General features: G+C 70.2%; 20 protein-coding genes. 14 read left to right on the top strand and 6 right to left on the bottom strand.

Features of this window, described 5'->3' with window-relative positions; translation table 11 throughout:
* Positions 1-8: 8 nt before the first annotated feature.
* Together G6N26_RS07675 and G6N26_RS07670 are read right to left on the bottom strand one after the other, a co-directional pair.
* Entirely contained in the window at positions 9-1,223 is a 1,215-nt protein-coding gene (locus G6N26_RS07675; protein WP_083019528.1) for a serine hydrolase domain-containing protein, read from the bottom strand.
* A gap of 34 nt (positions 1,224-1,257) precedes the next feature.
* Complete coding sequence (locus G6N26_RS07670) at positions 1,258-1,890, bottom strand: class I SAM-dependent methyltransferase (protein ID WP_120312680.1); 633 nt, start codon at positions 1,888-1,890, stop codon at positions 1,258-1,260.
* Between the two features lie 271 nt (positions 1,891-2,161).
* Between G6N26_RS07670 and pyrR the strand changes: the two genes are divergently transcribed.
* Genes pyrR through pyrF form a run of 7 tightly spaced genes read left to right on the top strand, consistent with a single transcriptional unit; the run spans position 2,162 to position 10,819 of the window.
* Positions 2,162-2,734 carry a bifunctional pyr operon transcriptional regulator/uracil phosphoribosyltransferase PyrR gene (pyrR, locus tag G6N26_RS07665; protein WP_083019529.1) on the top strand — a complete coding sequence of 191 codons (573 nt, stop codon included), beginning with the start codon at positions 2,162-2,164 and terminating at the stop codon, positions 2,732-2,734.
* Positions 2,731-3,699 carry an aspartate carbamoyltransferase catalytic subunit gene (locus G6N26_RS07660; RefSeq protein WP_067169336.1) on the top strand — a complete coding sequence of 323 codons (969 nt, stop codon included), beginning with the start codon at positions 2,731-2,733 and terminating at the stop codon, positions 3,697-3,699. The genes pyrR and G6N26_RS07660 overlap by 4 nt, the downstream gene beginning before the upstream one ends.
* The gene (locus G6N26_RS07655; protein ID WP_067176976.1) at positions 3,696-4,988 is read left to right on the top strand and encodes a dihydroorotase; all 1,293 of its coding nucleotides are present in this window, start codon (positions 3,696-3,698) and stop codon (positions 4,986-4,988) included. Before G6N26_RS07660 ends, G6N26_RS07655 begins: the two co-directional genes overlap by 4 nt.
* Positions 4,985-5,500, top strand: a complete 516-nt coding sequence (locus tag G6N26_RS07650; protein ID WP_067176980.1) for a PH-like domain-containing protein — start codon at positions 4,985-4,987, stop codon at positions 5,498-5,500. Before G6N26_RS07655 ends, G6N26_RS07650 begins: the two co-directional genes overlap by 4 nt.
* Positions 5,497-6,633 carry a glutamine-hydrolyzing carbamoyl-phosphate synthase small subunit gene (carA, locus tag G6N26_RS07645; protein ID WP_083019530.1) on the top strand — a complete coding sequence of 379 codons (1,137 nt, stop codon included), beginning with the start codon at positions 5,497-5,499 and terminating at the stop codon, positions 6,631-6,633. Before G6N26_RS07650 ends, carA begins: the two co-directional genes overlap by 4 nt.
* The gene (gene carB / locus G6N26_RS07640) at positions 6,633-9,998 is read left to right on the top strand and encodes a carbamoyl-phosphate synthase large subunit (RefSeq protein ID WP_083019531.1); all 3,366 of its coding nucleotides are present in this window, start codon (positions 6,633-6,635) and stop codon (positions 9,996-9,998) included. Before carA ends, carB begins: the two co-directional genes overlap by 1 nt.
* Complete coding sequence (gene pyrF, locus G6N26_RS07635) at positions 9,995-10,819, top strand: orotidine-5'-phosphate decarboxylase (RefSeq protein ID WP_083019532.1); 825 nt, start codon at positions 9,995-9,997, stop codon at positions 10,817-10,819. The genes carB and pyrF overlap by 4 nt, the downstream gene beginning before the upstream one ends.
* A 5-nt stretch (positions 10,820-10,824) precedes the next feature.
* On the opposite strand, the gene G6N26_RS07630 is transcribed toward pyrF, so the two are convergent.
* Positions 10,825-11,247 carry a TOBE domain-containing protein gene (locus G6N26_RS07630; RefSeq protein WP_064940711.1) on the bottom strand — a complete coding sequence of 141 codons (423 nt, stop codon included), beginning with the start codon at positions 11,245-11,247 and terminating at the stop codon, positions 10,825-10,827.
* An 844-nt stretch (positions 11,248-12,091) separates the two neighbouring features.
* Between G6N26_RS07630 and mihF the strand changes: the two genes are divergently transcribed.
* The 5 genes from mihF to metK all read left to right on the top strand — a co-directional run bounded on the left by mihF (position 12,092) and on the right by metK (position 16,178).
* Positions 12,092-12,406 (top strand): integration host factor, actinobacterial type, encoded by a 315-nt coding sequence (mihF, locus tag G6N26_RS07625; RefSeq protein ID WP_007171927.1) that lies wholly within the window; start codon positions 12,092-12,094, stop codon positions 12,404-12,406.
* An 88-nt stretch (positions 12,407-12,494) separates the two neighbouring features.
* Positions 12,495-13,166, top strand: coding sequence for a guanylate kinase (gmk, locus tag G6N26_RS07620; RefSeq protein WP_372460839.1), 672 nt, complete (start codon positions 12,495-12,497; stop codon positions 13,164-13,166).
* Positions 13,167-13,262: 96 nt separating this feature from the next.
* Positions 13,263-13,589, top strand: coding sequence for a DNA-directed RNA polymerase subunit omega (gene rpoZ, locus G6N26_RS07615; protein ID WP_067165884.1), 327 nt, complete (start codon positions 13,263-13,265; stop codon positions 13,587-13,589).
* A gap of 21 nt (positions 13,590-13,610) precedes the next feature.
* Complete coding sequence (gene coaBC / locus G6N26_RS07610; protein WP_067165887.1) at positions 13,611-14,873, top strand: bifunctional phosphopantothenoylcysteine decarboxylase/phosphopantothenate--cysteine ligase CoaBC; 1,263 nt, start codon at positions 13,611-13,613, stop codon at positions 14,871-14,873.
* 93 nt (positions 14,874-14,966) lie between these two features.
* Complete coding sequence (gene metK, locus G6N26_RS07605; RefSeq protein WP_083019533.1) at positions 14,967-16,178, top strand: methionine adenosyltransferase; 1,212 nt, start codon at positions 14,967-14,969, stop codon at positions 16,176-16,178.
* Positions 16,179-16,219: 41 nt separating this feature from the next.
* Here the strand turns inward: metK and G6N26_RS07600 are convergent, their stop codons facing one another.
* The 3 genes from G6N26_RS07600 to G6N26_RS07590 are packed head-to-tail and all read right to left on the bottom strand — an operon-like array spanning position 16,220 to position 19,311.
* Positions 16,220-16,786, bottom strand: coding sequence for a pyridoxamine 5'-phosphate oxidase family protein (locus G6N26_RS07600; RefSeq protein ID WP_083019534.1), 567 nt, complete (start codon positions 16,784-16,786; stop codon positions 16,220-16,222).
* A gap of 16 nt (positions 16,787-16,802) precedes the next feature.
* Complete coding sequence (locus G6N26_RS07595) at positions 16,803-18,314, bottom strand: flavin-containing monooxygenase (RefSeq protein WP_067165914.1); 1,512 nt, start codon at positions 18,312-18,314, stop codon at positions 16,803-16,805.
* A 22-nt stretch (positions 18,315-18,336) separates the two neighbouring features.
* Complete coding sequence (locus tag G6N26_RS07590) at positions 18,337-19,311, bottom strand: alpha/beta hydrolase (RefSeq protein WP_083019535.1); 975 nt, start codon at positions 19,309-19,311, stop codon at positions 18,337-18,339.
* Here G6N26_RS07590 and G6N26_RS07585 point away from each other — a divergent pair.
* Together G6N26_RS07585 and G6N26_RS07580 are read left to right on the top strand one after the other, a co-directional pair.
* Positions 19,310-20,074 carry a lysoplasmalogenase gene (locus tag G6N26_RS07585; protein ID WP_067165900.1) on the top strand — a complete coding sequence of 255 codons (765 nt, stop codon included), beginning with the start codon at positions 19,310-19,312 and terminating at the stop codon, positions 20,072-20,074. The genes G6N26_RS07590 and G6N26_RS07585 overlap by 2 nt on opposite strands.
* A gap of 135 nt (positions 20,075-20,209) precedes the next feature.
* Positions 20,210-22,174, top strand: a complete 1,965-nt coding sequence (locus G6N26_RS07580; protein WP_083019558.1) for a primosomal protein N' — start codon at positions 20,210-20,212, stop codon at positions 22,172-22,174.
* The last annotated feature ends 80 nt before the right edge of the window (positions 22,175-22,254 follow it).

The following is a 22,254-nucleotide window of genomic DNA, read 5'->3' as shown; positions in this document are numbered from 1 at the left end:
ATCCGCCCTCAGAGGCCGAGCGCGCGATACGTGTTGCGGACGAATCTCGGTTGGGCCGTGCGGAGTTTGGCCAGCGACGTGTTGCCGGCGACGGCCGTGGCCGCGTCGACGGTCAGGTCCGGCAGGTTCTGGATGAGGTAGATCAGGATCAGGTCCGCGGCCGGGTCGGCCTGCCACCAGGTCCCGTAGGCGCCGGGCCAGCTGAACGTGCCGACGCCGCCGGGCCCGAACAACGGTGTGGCCTTTGCGGGATCGGTCACCACGGACAGGTTCAGCCCGAAGCCGCGGCCGACCCAATACGGCGCGCCCAGGAAGTTGTGCCGCTTCTGCTCGTCGGTGAGCCGGTCGGTGCGCATCGACCGGACGGACTCCTCCGAGAGCACCCGCACACCGTCGATCGTCCCGCCGCCCAGCAGCATTCGCACGAAGCGCAGGTAATCGTCGGCGCTCGACCACAACCCGCCGCCGGCATTGCAGAACGACGGCGGCGTGAGGTGCGGCGGGCCCATCACACCGTGCTGCAGCTGGTGTTCGTTGGTGAGCCGGTACATCGTTGCCGCGCGGCGCCGGGCCTCGGCGGAGACGAAGAACCCGGTGTCGGTCATGCCCGCCGGGCCCAGGATCCGTTCGTCGAGAACCTGATGGAACGGCTTGCCGTCGATGCGGGAAGCGATGACGCCCAGCAGGTCGATGGAATGGCTGTAGGTGACCCGCTCGCCGGGCTGGTGCATCAGCGGCAGCTTGGCCAGCTCGGCCAGCCAGGTGTCCGGGCCCTGGTTGAACGGCAGCCGCATGTAGGCCTTGGAGATCGGCCCGGACACCGAGAACCCGTACGCCAGGCCGCTGGTGTGGGTGAGCAGGTCCTCGATCAGGATGGCGCGGTTCACCGGGTGGGTGCGCTCCAGCGGGCCGTGCGGATCGTCGAGCACCCGCAGGTCGGCCAGCTCCGGCGCCCAGCGCACGATCGGATCCTTGAGCGTCAGCTTGCCCTCGTCGAGGAGGCTCATGATCGCCGCGACCGTCACCGGCTTGGTCATCGACGCGATGCGAAACAGCGTGTCCCGCTGCATCGGCAGGCCCGCGTCCACGTCGCGATAGCCGATTTCGTTGACCTGCAGCAGTTCTCCGCGCTGCCATACCACCGTCACCGCGCCGGCGAGCACGCCGGCGTCACACACTTCGCGGACGGAGGCCGCGTTACCATCCAGGGCCGAGCGATTCACTCGGTCAGGTTAGCGGGCGGGCACCCGACGTCGACTAGCGCCGCTGCGCGCGGACGTACCAGAACGCCATTTCGACGCGGTTGCCGTCCAATTCGCGGCGCATGGTGGCCGGTTCGATCGACTCGATGTCCCAACCCGCGCCCCCGAGGACGTCGCGGAGTGTCTGCTCGGACACCGCGGGCCGCGGCCACTGCGGATCGGCGGGATTCGCGTCGGAGAAGCAGCTGATCAGCAGCGTGGCGCCCGGCCGGGTGGCCCGGTGCGCCGCGGCGGCGTAGCGGCGCTTGCCGTCCTCGTCGAGGCAGTGGAACATGCCGCTGTCGACGACGGTGTCGAACGCGTCGGCGTAGCCCGTGAGCTCGGTGGCGTCGGTCACCGCGAATGTCACCTGGGCTCCCGCGTCGGCGGCGCGCCGCTCGGCGGTGATCAGCGCGGTCGGGGACAGGTCCAGACCGGTCACGCGGAAGCCCTTCGTGGCCAGATAGATGGCGTTGTCGCCGAGGCCGCAGCCGATGTCGAGGACGTCGCCGTGCACCCAGCCGCGGTCATGCCATGCGATGACGCTGTCCTTGGGCGCCTTGGTGTCCCACGGCGGTGAGGGCATCGGGGGGATGCCCGCGCCGGGGCTCTCACCGCGGTAGAGCGCGTCGAAGTCCATGCGCTGCAAGCCGGAGAATCCGGAATCAGAGGTGGGGCCCGTCATCGTCGCCAGGGTAGTCGCCAAGGTAGTGCCGGCCGCCGCGTGTCGCTGTGAGACGGGCACACATCCTGTCCCTCCGCGGAGCGACTCGTGGGGCGCGTGTGACGAGCAGGCGGGAGCAGCGATGCGCGCCACACACGGCCGGCCCCGCCGCCCCCGAAATAAGTGCTACGCTGCCGTGCAGTCGACATCCTTTAACGATCCGTCCGGTGAGGCGGAGAAGGAGGTCAAGTTTCGTATGGGTGCTGCGGGCGACACGAGCTCAGGCAGTGATTCCCGGGAGTTGATGTCGGCGGCCGACGTGGGCCGCACCATTTCCCGTATCGCGCACCAGATCATCGAAAAGACGGCCCTCGACGGCCCCGATGCGCCCCGGGTCGTGCTGCTGGGAATCCCCACGCGCGGCGTGATCCTGGCCGAGCGGCTGGCCGGCAACATCGGCGAATACAGCGGCATCGAGGTCGGTTACGGCGCGTTGGACATCACCCTGTACCGCGACGACCTGATGCAAAAACCCCCGCGGCCGCTGGAAGCCACCTCGATCCCGGCCGGCGGCATCGACGACGCGCTGGTGATCCTGGTCGACGACGTGCTCTACTCCGGGCGCTCCGTGCGCTCCGCCCTCGACGCGCTGCGCGACGTCGGCCGCCCCCGGGTCGTGCAGCTGGCGGTGCTGGTCGACCGCGGCCACCGCGAACTGCCGCTGCGCGCCGACTATGTGGGCAAGAACGTCCCCACTTCACGCACCGAGAGCGTGCACGTGCTGTTCAACGAGAGCGACGGCGACGACGGGGTGGTGATCTCGCGATGACCCGCCACCTGCTCGCCGCCGGCGACCTGAGCCTCGACGACGCCACCGCCATCCTCGACGACGCCGACCGCTTCGCGCAGGCCCTGGTCGGCCGCGAGATCAAGAAACTGCCGACGCTGCGCGGCCGCACCATCGTGACGATGTTCTACGAGAACTCGACCCGCACCCGGGTGTCCTTCGAGGTGGCCGGCAAGTGGATGAGCGCCGACGTGATCAACGTCAGCGCCGCCGGGTCGTCGGTGGGCAAGGGCGAGTCCCTGCGCGACACCGCCCTGACGCTGCGAGCCGCCGGTGCCGACGCGCTGATCATCCGCCACCCGGCCTCGGGCGCCGCGCATCTGCTCGCCGAATGGACGGGCGGCGACAGCGATTCCAGCGATTCCGGCCCCTCGGTGGTCAACGCCGGCGACGGCACCCACGAGCACCCGACGCAGGCGCTGCTCGACGCGCTCACCATCCGCCAGCGGCTCGGCGGCATCGAGGGCCGGCGCGTCGTGATCGTCGGCGACGTCCTGCACAGCCGGGTCGCCCGCTCCAACGTCATGCTGCTGCACACGCTGGGCGCCGAAGTGGTGCTGGTGGCGCCGCCGACGCTGTTGCCGGTCGGCGTCGACGGCTGGCCGGTCACCGTGTCGAACGACTTCGACGCCGAGCTGCCCGCCGCCGACGCGGTGCTGATGCTGCGCGTGCAGGCCGAGCGGATGAACGGCGGCTTCTTCCCCTCGGTGCGCGAATACTCGTCCCTGTACGGGCTGTCCGATCGCCGCCAGGCGATGCTGCCCGGGCACGCGGTGGTGCTGCACCCCGGGCCGATGCTGCGCGGCATGGAGATCGCCTCGTCGGTGGCCGACTCGTCGCAATCGGCTGTGTTGCAACAGGTTTCCAATGGTGTGCACGTGCGGATGGCGGTGCTGTTCCATGTGCTCGTAGGGACGGAGTCGGCCGGAAACGAGGGAGTGGCATGAGCGTGCTGATCCGCGGTGTGCGCCTCTACGGTGACGGTGACGCCGTCGACGTGCTGGTCGACGACGGGCAGATCGCCGAAATCGGCGCGGGGCTACCGATTCCCGATACCGCAGACGTCATCGACGCGACCGGCCAGGTGCTGCTGCCCGGGTTCGTCGACCTGCACACCCACTTGCGCGAGCCGGGCCGCGAATACGCCGAGGACATCGAAACCGGCTCGGCCGCCGCGGCGTTGGGCGGCTACACCGCGGTGTTCGCGATGGCCAACACCACCCCGGTCGCCGACAGCCCGGTGGTCACCGACCACGTCTGGCATCGCGGCCAGCAGGTCGGCCTGGTCGATGTGCACCCGGTGGGCGCCGTCACCGTCGGGCTGGCCGGCAAAGAGCTCACCGAGATGGGCATGATGGCGGCCGGCGCCGCGCAGGTGCGGATGTTCTCCGACGACGGCATCTGCGTGCACGATCCGCTGGTGATGCGCCGCGCTCTCGAATACGCCACCGGCCTGGGCGTGCTCGTCGCCCAGCACGCCGAGGAGCCCCGGCTGACCGTCGGCGCCGTCGCCCACGAGGGACCAACCGCCGCCCGGCTGGGCCTGTCGGGATGGCCGCGGGCGGCCGAGGAATCCATCGTCGCCCGCGACGCGCTGCTGGCACGCGACGCCGGCGCCCGGGTGCACATCTGCCACGCCTCCACCGCGGGCACCGTCGAGATCGTGAAATGGGCCAAGGGCCAGGGGATTTCGATCACCGCCGAGGTCACCCCACACCACTTGATGCTCGACGACAGCCGGCTGGCCAGCTACGACGGGCGTAACCGCGTCAACCCGCCGCTGCGCGAAGCGGCCGACGCGGTGGCGCTGCGCCAGGCCCTGGCCGACGGCGTCATCGACTGCGTGGCCACCGATCACGCCCCGCACGCCGAGCACGAGAAGTGCTGCGAGTTCTCCGCGGCGCGCCCCGGCATGCTGGGGTTGCAGACGGCACTGTCGATCGTGGTGCAGACGATGGTCGTCCCGGGACTGCTCAGCTGGCGTGGCCTCGCCCGGGTGATGAGCGAAAACCCGGCACGCATCGCGCGCCTGCCCGATCAGGGCCGGCCGCTGGAAGTGGGGGAGCCGGCCAACCTGACCGTGGTGGACCCCGACGCCTCGTGGACCGTCGCCGGGCCCGACCTGGCCAGCCGGTCGGCCAACACGCCCTACGAGGCGATGACCCTGCCCGCCACCGTGACCGCGACCCTGCTGCGCGGCAAGGTCACCGCCCGAGATGGGAAGTGCCCGGCATGAATTCAGGCACGCTGGTGGGTTCGCTGATCTTCGCGGCCGTGCTGGTGGTGGTGATCACGGTGGTGATCCAGCTGATGATGCGCACCTGGCAGCGCCGCGCGCAGCGGCAGGAGGAGCTCATCGGCGACCTACCGCCGATCCCGGACGAGGTCGGTGCGGCGGCCATCACCACCCGCGGGCACTACTGCGGCTCCATGATGGCGCCGGGCTGGAGCGAGCGCATCGCGGCGGGCGATCTCGGCTACCGCAGCAAAGCGGTGCTGACCCGCTACGCCGGCGGCATCATGGTGGAACGCCTGCGGGCCCACCCGATTTGGATTCCACGGGACGCGATCACGGCGATCCGCCTGGAGCGCGGGATGGCGGTCAGGCCGGCCCGGATCGGCATCTTGGCGATCCGCTGGCGGCTGCCGTCGGGCGTCGAGATCGACACCGGTTTCCGGGCGAACGACCGCCACGACTACGACAAGTGGCTGGAGGAACGGGATGGCCAGGAGAAAGAGGTCGCGTGAGCAGTAAGGCGCTATTGGTGCTCGAAGACGGCCGCGTCTTCACCGGCACCCCGTTCGGCAAGATCGGCCAAACATTGGGCGAGGCCGTGTTTTCCACCGGTATGTCCGGCTACCAGGAGACGCTGACCGATCCCAGTTACCACCGGCAGATCGTGGTGGCCACCGCGCCGCAGATCGGCAACACGGGCTGGAACGACGAGGACGCCGAGAGCCGTGGCGACAAGATTTGGGTTGCCGGCTACGCGGTACGCGACCCGTCCCCGCGCCCGTCCAACTGGCGCGCCACCGGCACCCTGGAGGACGAGCTGATCCGTCAGCACGTCGTGGGGATCGCCGGCATCGACACCCGCGCGGTGGTGCGGCACCTGCGCACCCGCGGCTCGATGAAGGCGGGCGTGTTCTCCGGCGACGCGCTCGCCGCCCCGGACGAACTGGTGCAGCGGGTCAGGGGACAGCAGTCCATGCTGGGCGCCGACCTGGCCGGCGAGGTCAGCACGCCGGACACCTACATCGTGGAACCCGAAGGCACACCCCGGTTTACGGTGGCCGCGCTGGACCTGGGCATCAAGACCAACACGCCGCGCAACTTCGCCGGCCGGGGCATCCGCACCCACGTACTGGCGTCCTCGGTGAGCTATCAGCAGATCGCCGCCCTCAAACCGGACGGCGTCTTCCTGTCCAACGGTCCGGGCGACCCCGCCACCGCCGACCACATCGTGGCGGTCACCCGCGAGGTGCTCGGCGCCGGAATTCCGTTGTTCGGCATCTGTTTCGGCAACCAGATCCTGGGCCGGGCGCTGGGCCTGTCCACCTACAAGATGGTGTTCGGTCACCGCGGCATCAATATCCCGGTGATCGACCACGCGACCGGGCGGGTGGCGGTGACCGCACAGAATCACGGCTTCGCGCTCGAGGGGGAGGCCGGCCAGTCCTTCGACACGCCGTTCGGCCGGGCGATCGTCAGCCACACCTGCGCCAACGACGGGGTGGTCGAGGGCGTCAAACTCGCCGACGGACGGGCCTTTTCGGTTCAGTATCATCCGGAGGCCGCCGCCGGGCCGCACGACGCGAATTACCTGTTCGACCAATTCATCGACTTGATGGCTTCCCACGAAAGCGGAAGGGGCCGCTGATGCCGCGCCGCACCGACCTCAACCACGTTCTGGTGATCGGTTCGGGTCCGATCGTGATCGGGCAGGCCTGTGAGTTCGACTACTCGGGCACCCAGGCCTGCCGGGTGCTGCGGGCCGAGGGGCTGCAGGTCAGCCTGGTCAACTCGAACCCGGCGACGATCATGACCGACCCGGAGTACGCCGACCACACCTACGTCGAGCCGATCACCGCCGCATTCGTCGGAAAGGTGATCGCGCAGCAAGCCGCGCGCGGCAACAAGATCGACGCACTGCTGGCCACCCTGGGCGGGCAGACCGCGCTGAACACCGCGGTCGCGCTGTACGAGAACGGGGCGCTGGAGCGCCACGGTGTCGAGCTCATCGGCGCCGACTTCGACGCCATCCAGCGTGGCGAGGACCGGCAGATGTTCAAGGACATCGTCGCCAAGGTGGGCGGTGAATCCGCCCGCAGCCGAGTGTGTTTCACCATGGACGAGGTCCGCGAGACGGTCGACGAGCTGGGCCTCCCGGTAGTGGTGCGACCCAGCTTCACCATGGGCGGCCTGGGTTCGGGGATGGCGCGATCCGTCGAGGAGGTCGACCGGATGGCCGGCGCCGGGCTGGCCGAAAGTCCCAGCGCCAACGTGCTCATCGAGGAATCGATCTACGGCTGGAAGGAATTCGAGCTCGAGCTGATGCGCGACGGCAACGACAACGTGGTCGTGGTGTGCTCGATCGAGAACTTCGACCCGATGGGCGTGCACACCGGTGACTCGGTCACCGTCGCGCCGGCCATGACGCTGACCGACCGGGAATACCAGCGGATGCGCGATCTGGGCATCGCGATCCTGCGCGAGGTCGGCGTGGACACCGGGGGGTGCAACATCCAGTTCGCGATCAACCCGGCCGACGGCCGGCTGATCGTCATCGAGATGAACCCGCGGGTGTCGCGGTCCAGCGCGCTGGCGTCCAAGGCGACCGGCTTCCCGATCGCCAAGATCGCCGCGAAACTGGCCATCGGCTACACCCTCGACGAGATCCTCAACGACATCACCAAGGAAACGCCCGCCTGCTTCGAGCCCACCCTGGACTACGTGGTGGTCAAGGCGCCGCGGTTCGCCTTCGAGAAATTCCCGGGCGCCGACCCCACCCTGACCACCACGATGAAATCCGTCGGCGAGGCAATGTCGTTGGGCCGCAACTTCATTGAGGCATTGGGCAAGGTGATGCGGTCGCTGGAGACCAGCCGCGCGGGCTTCTGGACCAAGCCCGACGACGACGGGGACATCGAGGAGGTGCTGACCCGGCTGCGCACCCCGACCGAGGGCCGGCTCTACGACATCGAACTCGCGCTGCGGCTGGGTGCGTCGGTGGAACGCGTCGCCGAGGCCAGCGGTGTGGACCCGTGGTTCGTCGCGCAGATCGGCGAGCTGATCACGCTGCGCGCCGAGCTGATCGCCGCCCCGGTCCTCGACGCCGACCTGCTGCGCCGCGGCAAGCACAGCGGGCTCTCGGACCGCCAGATCGCCGCGCTGCGACCGGAATTGGCCGGGGAGAACGGGGTGCGGTCGCTGCGCGAGCGCTTGGGCGTGCACCCGGTGTACAAGACCGTCGACACCTGCGCGGCCGAGTTCGAGGCCAAGACGCCGTATCACTACAGCAGCTACGAGCTGGACCCCGCCGCCGAGACCGAGGTGGCCCCGCAGACCGAAAAGCCCAAGGTGCTGATCCTGGGGTCGGGCCCCAACCGGATCGGGCAGGGCATCGAATTCGACTACAGCTGCGTGCATGCGGCTACGACGTTGAGCCAGGCCGGTTTTGAGACCGTGATGGTCAACTGCAACCCGGAGACGGTGTCCACCGACTACGACACCGCCGACCGGCTGTACTTCGAGCCGCTGACCTTCGAGGACGTCCTGGAGGTGTTCCGCGCCGAGCAGCAGTCCGGCGGTGACGGGCCGGGGGTGGCCGGGGTGATCGTGCAACTCGGCGGCCAAACTCCGCTCGGGCTGGCGCAACGCCTCGCCGATGCGGGCGTGCCGATCGTCGGCACCCCGCCGGAGGCCATCGACCTGGCCGAGGATCGCGGCGCGTTCGGCGACGTGCTCACCGCGGCCGGCCTGCCCGCGCCGAAGTACGGCACCGCAACCACTTTCGACCAGGCCCGCCGGATCGCCGAAGGCATCGGCTACCCGGTGCTGGTGCGGCCGTCCTACGTGCTGGGCGGTCGCGGCATGGAGATCGTCTACGACGAGGAGACGCTGCGCGGCTACATCACCCGCGCCACCGAGCTCTCGCCCGAGCACCCCGTGCTGGTCGACCGCTTCCTCGAGGACGCGGTGGAGATCGACGTCGACGCGCTCTGCGACGGCACCGAGGTGTACATCGGCGGCATCATGGAGCACATCGAGGAGGCCGGCATCCACTCCGGCGACTCGGCGTGCGCGCTCCCGCCGGTCACGCTGGGCCGCAGCGACATCGAGAAGGTGCGCCGCGCCACCGAAGCCATCGCACACGGCATCGGCGTGGTCGGGCTGCTCAACGTGCAGTACGCGCTCAAGGACGACGTGCTCTACGTCCTGGAGGCCAACCCGCGGGCCAGCCGCACGGTGCCCTTCGTGTCCAAGGCCACCGCGATCCCGCTTGCCAAGGCGTGTGCCCGGGTCATGTTGGGCGCCAGCATCTCCCAGCTTCGTGAGGAGGGGCTGCTGGCGGCGTCCGGGGACGGGGCGCACGCGGCGCTGGACGCCCCGATCGCGGTCAAGGAGGCGGTGCTGCCGTTCCACCGCTTCCGCCGCGCCGACGGCGCCGCCATCGACTCGCTGCTCGGCCCGGAGATGAAGTCCACCGGCGAGGTGATGGGAATCGACCGCGACTTCGGCAGCGCGTTCGCCAAGAGCCAGACCGCCGCCTACGGGTCGCTGCCGGCGCGGGGCACCATCTTCGTGTCGGTCGCCAACCGGGACAAGCGCTCACTGGTGTTCCCCGTCAAGCGCCTGGCCGACCTGGGATTCCGCGTGCTTGCCACCGAGGGCACCGCGGAGATGTTGCGCCGCAACGGGATTCCGTGCGACGAAGTGCGTAAGCACTTCGAGGACCCCCAGCCGGGCCGCCCCGCGCAGTCGGCGGTGGACGCGATCAAGGCCGGCGAGGTCGACATGGTGATCAACACGCCCTACGGCAACTCCGGGCCGCGCATCGACGGCTATGAAATCCGTTCGGCCGCGGTGTCGGTCAACATCCCCTGCGTCACCACGGTGCAGGGCGCGTCGGCCGCGGTGCAGGGCATCGAAGCGGGCATCCGCGGCGACATCGGCGTGCGCAGCCTGCAGGAGCTGCACAGCCAGATCGGCCAGGGCGGCCTGAACGGAAACGGCGCCCGATGACCGGCTTCGGGGTCCGGCTCGCCGACGCGAAAGCCGAACGCGGGCCGCTGTGCGTGGGCATCGACCCGCACCCCGAGCTGCTGCGGGCGTGGGGACTGCCCACCACAGCCGACGGGCTGGCCGCGTTCTGTGACATCTGCATCGAGGCGTTCTCCGGCTTCGCCGTCGTCAAGCCACAGGTGGCGTTCTTCGAGGCGTACGGCGCGGCCGGATTCGCGGTGCTGGAACGCACCATCGCGGCGCTGCGGTCGGCCGGGGTGCTGGTGTTGGCCGACGCCAAGCGCGGCGACATCGGAACGACGATGGCCGCCTACGCCGCCGCCTGGGCGGGGGATTCGCCCCTGGCCGCCGACGCGGTGACGGCCACGCCGTACCTGGGGTTCGGGTCGCTGCGGCCGCTGCTGGAAGCCGCCGCCGCGCACGACCGGGGGGTTTTCGTGCTGGCGGCCACGTCCAACCCGGAGGGCGCGACCGTGCAGCGGGCCGCCTTCGACGGCCGCACGGTGGCCCAGCTGGTCGTCGACCAGGCGGCGGTGGTGAATCGGTCCGCGACGCCGTCCGGGCCCGGATACGTCGGCGTCGTCGTGGGCGCGACGGTGCTGCAGGCGCCCGATCTGAGCGCCCTGGGTGGCCCGGTGCTGGTGCCCGGCCTCGGGGTGCAGGGCGGGCGGCCCGAGGCGCTGGCCGGGCTGGGCGGGGCCGAACCGGGGCAGCTGCTGCCCGCGGTGGCGCGCGAGGTGCTGCGGGCCGGGCCGGGGGTGGCGGAGCTGCGCGGGGCGGCCGACCGGATGCTCGACGCCGTCGCCTATCTGGCGGTCTGAGCCGCCTAGTCCGACGCCAGCGCCGTGCTGGGCTGGGCGGTTTCCACGATGACGGTGGTTGCCTTGACGACGGCCACCGCGACGCTGCCGGGTCGCAGCTGCAGCTCCTCAGCGGCCTCGGTGCTCATCAGCGAAACGACGGTGAACGGGCCGCACTGCATCTCCACCTGTGTCATCACCTTGTCGCTGACCACCGAGGTGACCAGCCCGACGAAGCGGTTGCGGGCCGAGCTGCCGATGCTGAGCGGGTCGGCCGGCGGCGCGGGCGCGTTGCTGCGGGAGAAGCGGGCCAGATCCTCGCTCGCGATCACCTTGCGGCCGGCGGCGTCGTGACTGACCTCCAACGCCCCCTGGTTGATCCAGCGTCGCACCGTGTCATCACTGACGCCGAGCAACTCAGCCGCCTGGCGAATTCGCAGGTTGGACACGCCCCGATCGTATCTGATCCCTGACCGCGGATTAGCTGAAGCGCGACCCGGCGCGGCCGCTTTTCCGCAGGTACGGAGCGTTTTATGACGTTGCCTCGTTCCTGCGCCTGCATCTGCCCGTTTGGCGCGAATCCGCGGAAGCGCTCGCCGGCCCGCAGCGCGCCCGATGCCCGTCTACCCACGGCGCTGCGGCGCGCGGCGGTTGGCGACGCTCGGCGCCCCGGTGGGGCGTGGATCGTCGACGATGACCCGTCACCCGTTGGGCCGCAACGGGATTCGCCGCGCGTCCCGGTGCCGTGCCGGCGTCGCCGTCCCGCCGGTCACCCGGACGGGGCCGTGGCCCGGAGGAGCCGGCCCCCGCCACCCGGCGCCGGGGACCCGGGCCCCACAGGTTCGCGCGGGACCCGCCGAGGCTCGTCGCAGCGGCGAACCACGGCGCTGGCCTGCCCTTTGGCCGGCGAACGCGACACGCGCGACACGCCGTGGCGAATGCGTGATCCCTCGCACCGCCCCGCGCGAGCGCGCGCCGGCGCGTTTCCGGAGCACCAGGCCGCCGCGCCCCGCGCGGGCCGCTCGGCTAAAGCCGCAGGTAGAAAGCTCAATCGAGCCCAAGATCGGGTCGCTCCGGAGCCGCCGGGACGGCGTCGAGGCGGCCGTCGCCGACGCCGGTTGGCGGGCCGCTTGGGCGGGACACGCCCCATTGCATGCTGGGAGTTTGCCCCGTTAAGCAGGGGGGCGGGTTAGATTTCGTCAGGAGGCCTGAGTACGGTCGTCTCCGCTGGCAGAAGAACCGGCGAGACAAAATGAGATCGATTGAAATTGATTGATCAGATACGGAGGAATCGTGGCCCTTCCCCAGTTGACCGACGAGCAGCGCGCGGCCGCGTTGGAGAAGGCGGCTGCCGCACGTCGAGCACGAGCAGAGCTCAAGGACCGGCTGAAGCGTGGCGGCACCAACCTCACCCAGGTGCTCAAGGACGCCGAGACCGACGAAGTCCTGGGCAAGATGAAGGTTTCGGCGCTTCTCGAGGCGTTGCCCAAGGTGGGCAAGGTCAAGGCGCAGGAAATCATGACTGAGCTGGAGATCGCCCCCACCCGCCGCCTGCGCGGTCTCGGCGATCGTCAGCGCAAGGCCCTGCTGGAAAAGTTCGGCTCCTAACCCGCCCGCCGACGATGCAGGCCGAACGGCCTGAGGAGAAGGCGGGCAATCCGACCCACGCCGTGGGCGCGCCTGTCCAGGAGCGCCGGTGAGCGGCAGCGGGGGACCGGACATCGGACACGGGGCACGTCCCGAACCCTCGGGTGACGGACGTGTGGTCGTGCTGTCCGGTCCCTCCGCGGTCGGCAAGTCGACGGTGGTCCGGTGCCTGCGCGAGCGGGTCCCGGACCTGCATTTCAGCGTCTCGGCCACCACGCGCGCGCCGCGGCCCGGCGAGGTCGACGGCGTCGACTACCACTTCGTCAGCCCCGCCCGCTTCCAGCAGCTCATCGACGAGGGCGCCCTCCTGGAATGGGCCGAGATTCACGCGGGCCTACACCGCTCTGGCACCCTGGCCGAGCCGGTTCGGGCCGCCACCGCCCGCGGATTCCCGGTCCTGATCGAGGTGGACCTGGCCGGCGCCAGGGCGGTGAAGAAGGCGATGCCCGAGGCCCTGACGGTGTTTTTGGCGCCGCCCAGCTGGGAGGACTTGGAGGCCAGGCTCGTGGGCCGCGGCACCGAGACCGCGGAGGTCATGCAGCGGCGCCTCGAGACGGCCCGCATCGAAATGGCGGCCCGCGACGACTTTGACCGGGTGGTCGTCAACCGTCGATTGGAGTCTGCGTGCTCCGAATTGGTATCCTTGCTGGTGGGAACTGCGCCGGACCAGCATGACCCGGCTGGCCAGACCAGAAGCCAGACCACATCGAATCACGATTGAGCACCGAACTTTCAGCGGCGAAGCCGTTTTGGGGCTCTGGGCCGCCTTTGAAGAAAACGCAGAAAACACGCAGAAACGTAGAGGAGATTGACCTCAGTGACTATTCCGCAGTCCGACGCGGCGCTGGCCGCGGTTCCCGACCGGTTCGACCTGTCCGCCGGGGCGCCGGGCGCTTACGACACTCCGCTGGGCATCACCAACCCGCCCATCGACGAGCTGCTGGACCGCGTGTCGAGCAAGTACGCGCTCGTCATCTACGCGGCCAAGCGGGCCCGTCAGATCAACGATTACTACAACCAGCTGGGTGAGGGCATCCTCGAGTACGTGGGGCCGCTGGTCGAGCCGGGGCTGCAGGAAAAGCCTCTCTCGATCGCGATGCGCGAGATCCACGGCGACCTGCTCGAGCACACCGAGGGCGAGTAACAGGGCCGGGCCGGGCGCGCTGTGGACCGCACGCGGATCCCCAAACGAGTCGTAGTCGGTGTCTCCGGCGGCATCGCCGCCTACAAGGCGTGCACCGTCGTCCGTCAGCTGTCCGAGGCCGGCCATTCCGTCCGGGTCATTCCGACCGAGTCCGCGCTGCGTTTCGTCGGTGCGGCCACGTTTGAGGCGCTCTCCGGCCAGCCGGTGCACACCGGCGTCTTCGACGACGTTCCCGAGGTCCCGCACGTCCAGCTCGGCAAGCAGGCCGACCTGGTCGTGGTGGCTCCGGCCACCGCGGACCTGCTGGCCCGCGCGGTGCACGGCCGTGCCGACGATCTGCTGACCGCCACCCTGCTCACCGCGCGGTGTCCGGTGCTGTTCGCGCCGGCCATGCACACCGAGATGTGGTTGCACCCGGCCACCGTCGACAACGTGGCCACGTTGCGCCGGCGGGGTGCAGTCGTCCTCGAGCCCGCCGCCGGGCGGCTCACCGGGACGGACAGCGGGTCGGGCCGGCTGCCCGAAGCCGAGGAGATCACCACCCTGGCCCACCTGTTGCTGGAACGCCACGACGCGCTGCCCTACGACCTCGCCGGCCGCAAAATGCTGGTGACCGCCGGCGGCACCCGCGAACCGGTCGACCCGGTGCGCTTCATCGGTAACCGAAGCTCGGGCAAGCAGGGCTACGCGGTGGCGCGGGTGGCGGCCCAGCGCGGCGCCGAGGTCACGCTGATCGCCGGGCACACCGCCGGGCTGATCGATCCCGCCGGCGTCGAGGTCGTCCACGTCAGCTCCGCGGCCCAGCTGGGCGACGCGGTGTCCAAGCGCGCCCCCGAGGCGGACGTGCTGGTGATGGCCGCCGCGGTCGCCGACTTCCGGCCTGCGCACGTTGCCGCCGCCAAGATCAAAAAGAGCGCCTCCGATGACGCCGCGACCCCGACGATCGAGCTGGTGCGCAACGACGACGTGCTCGCCGGGGCGGTGCGGGCCCGCGCCCACGGGCAGCTCCCCAACATGCGGGCCATCGTCGGATTCGCCGCCGAGACCGGCGACGCCAACGGAGATGTGCTGTTTCACGCCCGGGCCAAGCTGCAGCGCAAGGGCTGCGATCTGCTGGTGGTCAACGCGGTCGGTGAGGGCCGCGCGTTCGAGGTGGACAGCAACGACGGCTGGCTGCTGGCCTCCGACGGCACCGAGTCGGCGCTCCAGCACGGCTCCAAGACATTGATGGCCAGTCGTATCGTGGATGCGATCGCCGCGTTCCTGCACGGGGACAGCGGGTAAACGCTCGAGTTCTTCTCGGCACCGGGACGGGGTGCCGACCGGGCTGATGCGAGCCGATATAATTCGGTTGACTAACTATTTGGAAGGATTGGCATGAGCGAAAAGGGTCGCCTGTTTACCAGTGAGTCGGTGACTGAGGGACATCCCGACAAGATCTGTGACGCGATCAGCGACTCGGTCCTCGACGCGTTGCTGGCCGGGGACCCGCACTCACGTGTCGCCGTCGAGACGGCCGTCACCACCGGTCAGGTTCATGTCATCGGCGAGGTCACCACGACCGCCAAGGAAGCATTCGCCGACATCACCAACACCGTTCGCGCGCGCATCCTCGACATCGGCTACGACCACTCCGACAAGGGCTTCGACGGCGAGACCTGCGGCGTCAACATCGGCATCGGGCGTCAGTCGCCCGACATCGCCCAGGGTGTCGACACCGCCCACGAGACGCGCGTCGAGGGCGCCGCGGACCCGCTGGACCTACAGGGCGCCGGCGACCAGGGCCTGATGTTCGGGTACGCCATCAGCGACACCCCGGAACTGATGCCGCTGCCGATCGCGCTGGCGCACCGCCTGTCGCGCAAGCTGACCGAGGTCCGCAAGAACGGAACGCTGGACTACCTGCGCCCGGACGGCAAGACCCAGGTCACCATCGAGTACGAGGACAACGTTCCGACCCGGTTGGACACCGTGGTGGTCTCCACCCAGCACGCCGACGGGATCGACCTGGAGAAGACGCTGGATCCCGACATCCGCAAGCACGTCCTGGAGACCGTGCTCAAGGAGTTGGCTCACGAGACGCTGGACTCGTCGACGACCCGCGTACTGGTCAACCCGACCGGCAAGTTCGTCGTCGGCGGCCCGATGGGCGACGCCGGCCTCACCGGCCGCAAGATCATCGTCGACACCTACGGCGGCTGGGCGCGGCACGGCGGCGGGGCCTTCTCCGGCAAGGACCCGTCCAAGGTGGACCGGTCGGCGGCGTACGCGATGCGCTGGGTGGCCAAGAACATCGTCGCCGCCGGGCTGGCGGAGCGGGTCGAGGTGCAGGTGGCCTACGCCATCGGCAAGGCCGCGCCGGTCGGACTGTTCATCGAGACGTTCGGCACCGCGACGGTCGACCCGGTCAAGATCGAGAAGATCGTCCCCGAGGTGTTCGACCTGCGGCCCGGCGCGATCGTCCGCGACCTGGACCTGCTGCGCCCGATCTATGCGCCGACCGCCGCGTACGGCCACTTCGGCCGCACCGACATCGAGCTCCCCTGGGAGCAGCTGAACAAGGTCGACGACCTCAAGCGCGCCATCTAGGGGGTCTCCGCGAACGTGAGGTTGCAGTCACGTTCGGCGGGTCACCGCCGCGGCGCCGGGTGATCGGAATCGAGCGCGGGCAGCCCGTCGATGCTGCGCCGGTTGCGGTCGATCAGCCGCGTGTAGGCCTCCGCGGACGCCTTGCCGTGATGCGCGTCGAGGACCGGTCGTTCGTCGACCAGCTCGTAGTAGGGCACCGCGAATCCGCAGGCGTCGGCGATGCGTTCCACGTCGACCACGATGATCGCGCGGATGCCCGCACGTCCTCCGCCGAAATGCCCTATGATATCGGCGAATTCGGCGTCGTCGGGGCGCAGCACCCGCCCGGTGCCGAACAGGCGCAGGATCCGCGAGTTGCGGGTGAACGAGCAGAACATGACGGTGATGCGGCCGTTGTCGCGCAGATGGGCGATGGTCTCCACGCCGCTGCCGAACAGATCCAGGTAGGCCACGGTGTGCTCGTCGAGCACCGCGAACGTGTCGCAATATCCCTTGGGGGACAGGTTGATTCGCCCCCCTTCGGAGGGGGCGGTGGCGACGAAGAAAACGGCCTGCTCGCGGATGAAGTCGCGCAGCGACCCGTCGATGCTGCCAAATTCCTTCGCCACTCGTGCAGCGTAGCCGCTAGCCGGTGAAGCGGTAGTCGTCCAGATCGAATCGCCGGCTGCGCCAGTACACCTCCGGGGTGGTGCCCGGCCGCAGCGGCACGTCGCCGTTCTTGTCGAAGTAATAGCTGTTGGACAGCCGGCAACTGTCCTGCCAGAAGATCTGCCGGGGCCGCCGGCGCATCATCTCGGCGAAGTAGCGGGCGTTGGCCTCCTCGCTCACCTCGACGCGGGTCGCGCCCAGGCGCTCGGCCCGCTTGAGACACCGCACGATGTGATGGGTCTGCGCCTCGATCAGCGCGAAATACGAAGAGCCGACGTAACCGTAGGGGCCGAACACCGTGAACAGGTTGGGGAAACCCGGAACGGTGACGCCCTCATAGGCCTGCAAGCGGTGCTCGTCCCAGAACCGGCTCAAGGAGCGGCCGCCGCTGCCGGTGACCGCGAACGTGGGGACGTTGTCGGGGTCCATCACCTTGAAGCCGGTCGCCAGGATGAGCACGTCGACCTCGTGGGTTTCGCCGTCGGTGGTCGCCACAGCGCCGGGCGTGACCTTGTCGATCGGCTCGGTGACCAGCCGCACGTTGTCGCGGTTGAAGGTGGCCAGGTAGCCGTTGTGGAAGCCGGGACGCTTGCAGCCGACGGCGTACTGCGGGGTGAGCTGTTCGCGCACCGCCGGGTCGCGCACTTGCCGCCGCAGATAAGCCTTACCCAGCGCGGCCATCCTCTTGGCCAACGGGATCACCGTGAAGTAGTGCGCCGAGATCGGGAAGGTGAGTTCCACGTACGCCTGGCTGAGGAGGCGCTGCAGCACCTTGCCGCCGGGGATGCGCATCGCCCAGCGCGCCGGCGCGGGCAGGGGGACATCCAGCTTGGGGAAACACCAGATCGGGGTGCGCTGAAACACCGTGAGCGACGAGACAATTGGCGCGATCTCGGGGATCACCTGCACGGCCGAGGCGCCGGTGCCGATCACCGCGACGCGCTTGCCGCTCAGGTCCTGGTGATGATCCCACCGGGCGGTGTGCATGGTGATGCCGGCGAACGAGTCCACCCCGTCGATGTCGGGCAGGTTCGGCACCGTCAGCACGCCGCAGGCGCTGATCAAAAACCGCGCCGTGATTTCGCCGGCCGGGTCCGTCTGCACCCGCCACAGGCCGCGCTCGTCGTCGAACTCGGCCGCTTGCACCTTGGTGTTGAACCGGATCCGCGACCGGATGCCGTACTTGTCGGCGCAGTGCTCGGCGTAGGCCTTGAGTTCGCGGCCCGGCGCGTAGGTGCGCGACCAGTGTCGGCTCTGCTCGAAGGAGAACTGATAGGAGAACGACGGAATGTCCACGGCGATACCGGGATAGGTGTTCCAGTGCCAGGTGCCGCCGACCCCGTCGCCGGCTTCGAGCACCAGGTAGTCGGGCAGCCCGGCCTTGTCGAGGTTGATCGCGGCGCCGATGCCGGAGAATCCTGCGCCGATGATCAGCGTGTGGTAGTCGGGGTTTTCCCCGTCCGGCCGGGCGAAGGCGGGCTCCGTCATGAACTCACCGTACGCCCCGGACTCAGCCCTGCAGGGCCGTTCGCAGCGCCGCCAGCCCGCGCTCGAGCGCCGCGGTGGCCGCGGGCACCACGCCGGCATAGCCCAGGTAGCCGTGCACCATCGTCTCGGCGTTGTGCACCTGGACGGCGACCCCGGCGGCCCCCAGCAGTTCGCCGTACCGGATGCCGTCATCGCGCAGCGGGTCATAGCCGGCGACGCCGATGTAGGCCGGCGCCAGTTTGCTCAGGTCTTTCGCGCGGCCCGGCGCCAGGTCCGACGGCGGGTCGGACAGGTCGATTTCGCCCGCGTACCAACGCGAGAACTCGGCGACGGCCTTGACGTCGAGAATCGGCGCGGTGGCGTTTTCGGCGAAGGACGGCAGCGTGGCGTCCCACATGGTCGACGGGTACCACAACAACTGGAATTTCAGCGCCGGTCCGCCGTGGTCGCGCGCCCGCTGCGCCACGGCGGCGGCGATGGTGCCGCCGGCCGAATCCCCGGCGACGGCCATGCGGCCCGGGTCGCCGTGCAGGTCGGCGGCGTGCTCGGCGACCCAAAGCGTTGCGGCCCACGCGTCTTCGACGGCGCCGGGGTAGGGGTGCTCGGGTGCCAGCCGGTAGTCGACCGACACCACGATCGCGTCGGCGCCGACCGCGTGCTGGCGGGCCGTGCCGTCGTGGGTGTCGAGGTCGCCGATGACGAAGCCGCCGCCGTGGAAGAACAGCACGACGGGCGCCGCGGGGATCCCGCTGCGGCCATCGGAATGGCTTGGCGGCCAATAAATCCGGATCGCGACCGAATCCGCGGGGCCCGCAATGGTGCGGTCCTCGACCCGCAGCTCGGGATGCAACGGCCTGCGCGGCAGGTCGCGGAACCGCTGCCGCGCCGCGTCGATTCCGTCCTCGGTGGATAGCCGGAAGGGAACCGCATCCAGTACCTTCTGCAGGATGGGGTCGATCGCGGGTTTCTCGTCGGCTGTGTTATCCAAGCTGGGCATGGACGTACCGTACGCACCTCGACTGGTGGCCGGCGCCTGGGTGGTGGCCGGTTGGGTGGCCCTTGGCTACGGCATCTACCTGACCGTGCTGGCGCTGCGCTCCCCGCCGGGCCTCGAGCTCACCGGGCACTGGGTGCTGCAGCCGGCGTTCAAGGCCTCGATGGCCTTCCTGCTGATGCTGGCCGCCGCGGGGCACGGATGCGTCCGGGAGCGACGGTGGTTGATGCCGGCGCTGCTGTTGTCCGCCATCGGCGACTGGGTGCTCGCGATCCCGTGGTGGACACTGTCCTTCGAGGTCGGCCTGGCGGCATTCCTGTTGGCGCACTTGTGTTTTATCGCCGCCCTGCTGCCGCTGGTGCCGCAGTGGTCGTCGCGCGCCGAGCGGCCCTCGACGCCGCGGATCGCCGCGGTGGTCCTGATGTGCCTGGTGTCGATCGCGCTGCTGGCGTGGTTCTGGCCGCACCTGGGCCCGAACAACCTGACGTTGCCGGTCACGGTCTACCTCGTGGTGCTGACCGCCATGGTGTGCACGGCGTTGCTGGCAAAGCTGCCGACGATCTGGACGGCCGTGGGGGCGGTGTGTTTCGCGGCGTCGGACTCGATGATCGCCATCAGCCGCTTCGTCCTGGGCAACGAGGCGCTCGCGGTGCCGATCTGGTGGTCCTACGCGGCGGCCCAGATCCTGATCACGGCGGGGTTCTTCTTCGGTCGCGAGCTCGCCGGCCAGGACACCGGGGAGGCCCCGGCGCCCGCCGAAGGCTGATTGTCGCATGCGCCCGGTACGCTGCGGCCCGGACGGTAAAACATTGGACAGCACCATGATTCGCGGCCCGAGGGTGCCGTGAGCCCCAGCGCGCGCACGCCGGTCGAGGTGGAACCGATCGCCCGCGTGCTGCCGATGCTGTCCGTGCCGCACCTCGACCGCGAGTTCGACTACCTGGTGTCGGCCGAGCAGTCCGACGACGCCCAGCCCGGGGTGCGGGTCCGGGTGCGTTTCCACGGCCGGCTGGTCGATGCGTTCGTGCTCGAGCGCCGCAACGACACCGACCACCAGGGGAAGCTGGGCTGGCTCGATCGCGTCGTATCCGCCGAGCCGGTGCTCACCCCGGAGATCCGCAGGCTGGTCGACGCGGTGGCCGCGCGCTACGCCGGCACCCGCCCCGACGTGTTGCGGCTGGCCGTGCCGGCCCGCCACGCCAGGGTGGAGCGGGAATCCGTCGTGGCCCGGGATCCAGCGCTCCCGGCCCCCGTCGACCCCTCAGGCTGGGACGGCTACGGGCGCGGCGCCCAGTTCCTGTCCGCCCTGGCCGAGTCGCGCGCCGCCCGCGCGGTGTGGCAGGCGCTGCCGGGTGAGCCGTGGACCGACCGCTTCGCCGAGGCCGCCGCGCAAACGGTGCGGGCCGGCCGCTCGGCGCTGGCGATCGTTCCCGATCAACGCGACCTGGACGCCCTGTGGCGGGCCGCGACGGCGCGGATCGACGAGGGCGGCGTGGTGGCCCTGTCGGCCGGCCTGGGACCGGCGGCCCGCTATCGGCGCTGGCTGGCGGCGCTGCGCGGCACCGCGCGGCTGGTGATCGGTACCCGCAGCGCGGTGTTCGCGCCGCTGAGCGACCTGGGTCTGGTGATGGTGTGGGCCGACGCCGACGACAGCCTGGCCGAGCCGCGGGCCCCGTATCCGCACGCCCGCGAGGTGGCGATGCTGCGCGCGCACCAGGCCCGGTGCGCGGCGCTGATCGGCGGCTACGCGCGTACCGCGGAGGCCCACGCGCTGGTGCGCAGCGGATGGGCGCACGACATCGTCGCGGCGCGGCCCGTGGTGCGCGCCCGCACCCCGCGGGTGAGCGCGCTCGACGACACCGGCTACGCCGACGAGCGCGACCCCGCGGCGCGCACGGCACGCATTCCCTCGATCGCGCTGCGCGCCGCCCGCACGGCGCTGCAGGCCGCGGCGCCGGTGCTGGTGCAGGTGCCCCGGCGCGGGTACATCCCGTCGCTGGCGTGCGCGCGCTGCCGCACCATCGCCCGCTGCCGGCACTGCACGGGGCCCCTCTCGCTCACCGAGTCCGAGTCGTCGCAGGAGGGGGGCGCGGCGCTGCTGTGCCGCTGGTGCGGGCGGATCGACCCCACGCGCCGGTGCGCGCGCTGCGGGTCGGATGCGGTGCGCGCCGTCGTTGTCGGGGCCCGCCGCACCGCCGAGGAACTCGGCCGCGCGTTTCCCGGCACGCCGGTGATCACCTCGTCGGGCGACGGCGTCGTGCCCGAGGTCGCGCCCGGCCCGGCGCTCGTGGTCGCCACCCCGGGCGCCGAGCCACACGCATCCGGCGGCTACGGGGCGGCGCTGCTGTTGGACACCTGGGCGCTGCTGGGCCGGCAAGATCTGCGGGCCGGCGAGGACGCGTTGTGGCGCTGGATGAGCGCCGCCGCGCTGGTGCGTGCCCGCGGCGACGGCGGCGTGGTGCTGGTGGTCGCCGAATCATCGCTTCCCACAGTACAATCGCTGATCCGCTGGGACCCGGTGGGGCACGCGGAATCGGAACTGACCGCCCGCGCCGAGGTGGGCCTGCCGCCCAGCGTGCACATGGCCGCCATCGACGGAACGCCCGACGCGGTGACCGCGCTGCTCGACGAGATCCGGCTGGCCGAGCTGGAAGCCGACCTGCTCGGGCCGGTGGATCTACCGTCCGGCGTCCGCCGCCCCGCGGGGACCCCGCCCGGCGTGGCGGTGACCAGAATGCTGGTGCGCGTGCCCCGCCGCCAGGGCCTGGCGCTGGCCGCCGCGCTGCGCCGCGGCGTCGGGATACTCAGCGCCCGGCAAACCCATGAGCCCGCCCGGGTCCAGATCGATCCGCTACACATCGGCTAACTTTCACAAACAGTTACCCTGGGCGACAGTATGTGCATGCAATATTCTGTGTTTACGACATTCGAAGGTTGCTACACTTT

Source organism: Mycobacterium marseillense (assembly GCF_010731675.1).
In the GTDB taxonomy this organism is placed as follows: Bacteria; Actinomycetota; Actinomycetes; order Mycobacteriales; family Mycobacteriaceae; genus Mycobacterium; species Mycobacterium marseillense.
The sequence above is the reverse complement of the archived record's forward strand: the minus strand, read 5'-3'. Positions and strand labels throughout refer to the sequence as shown.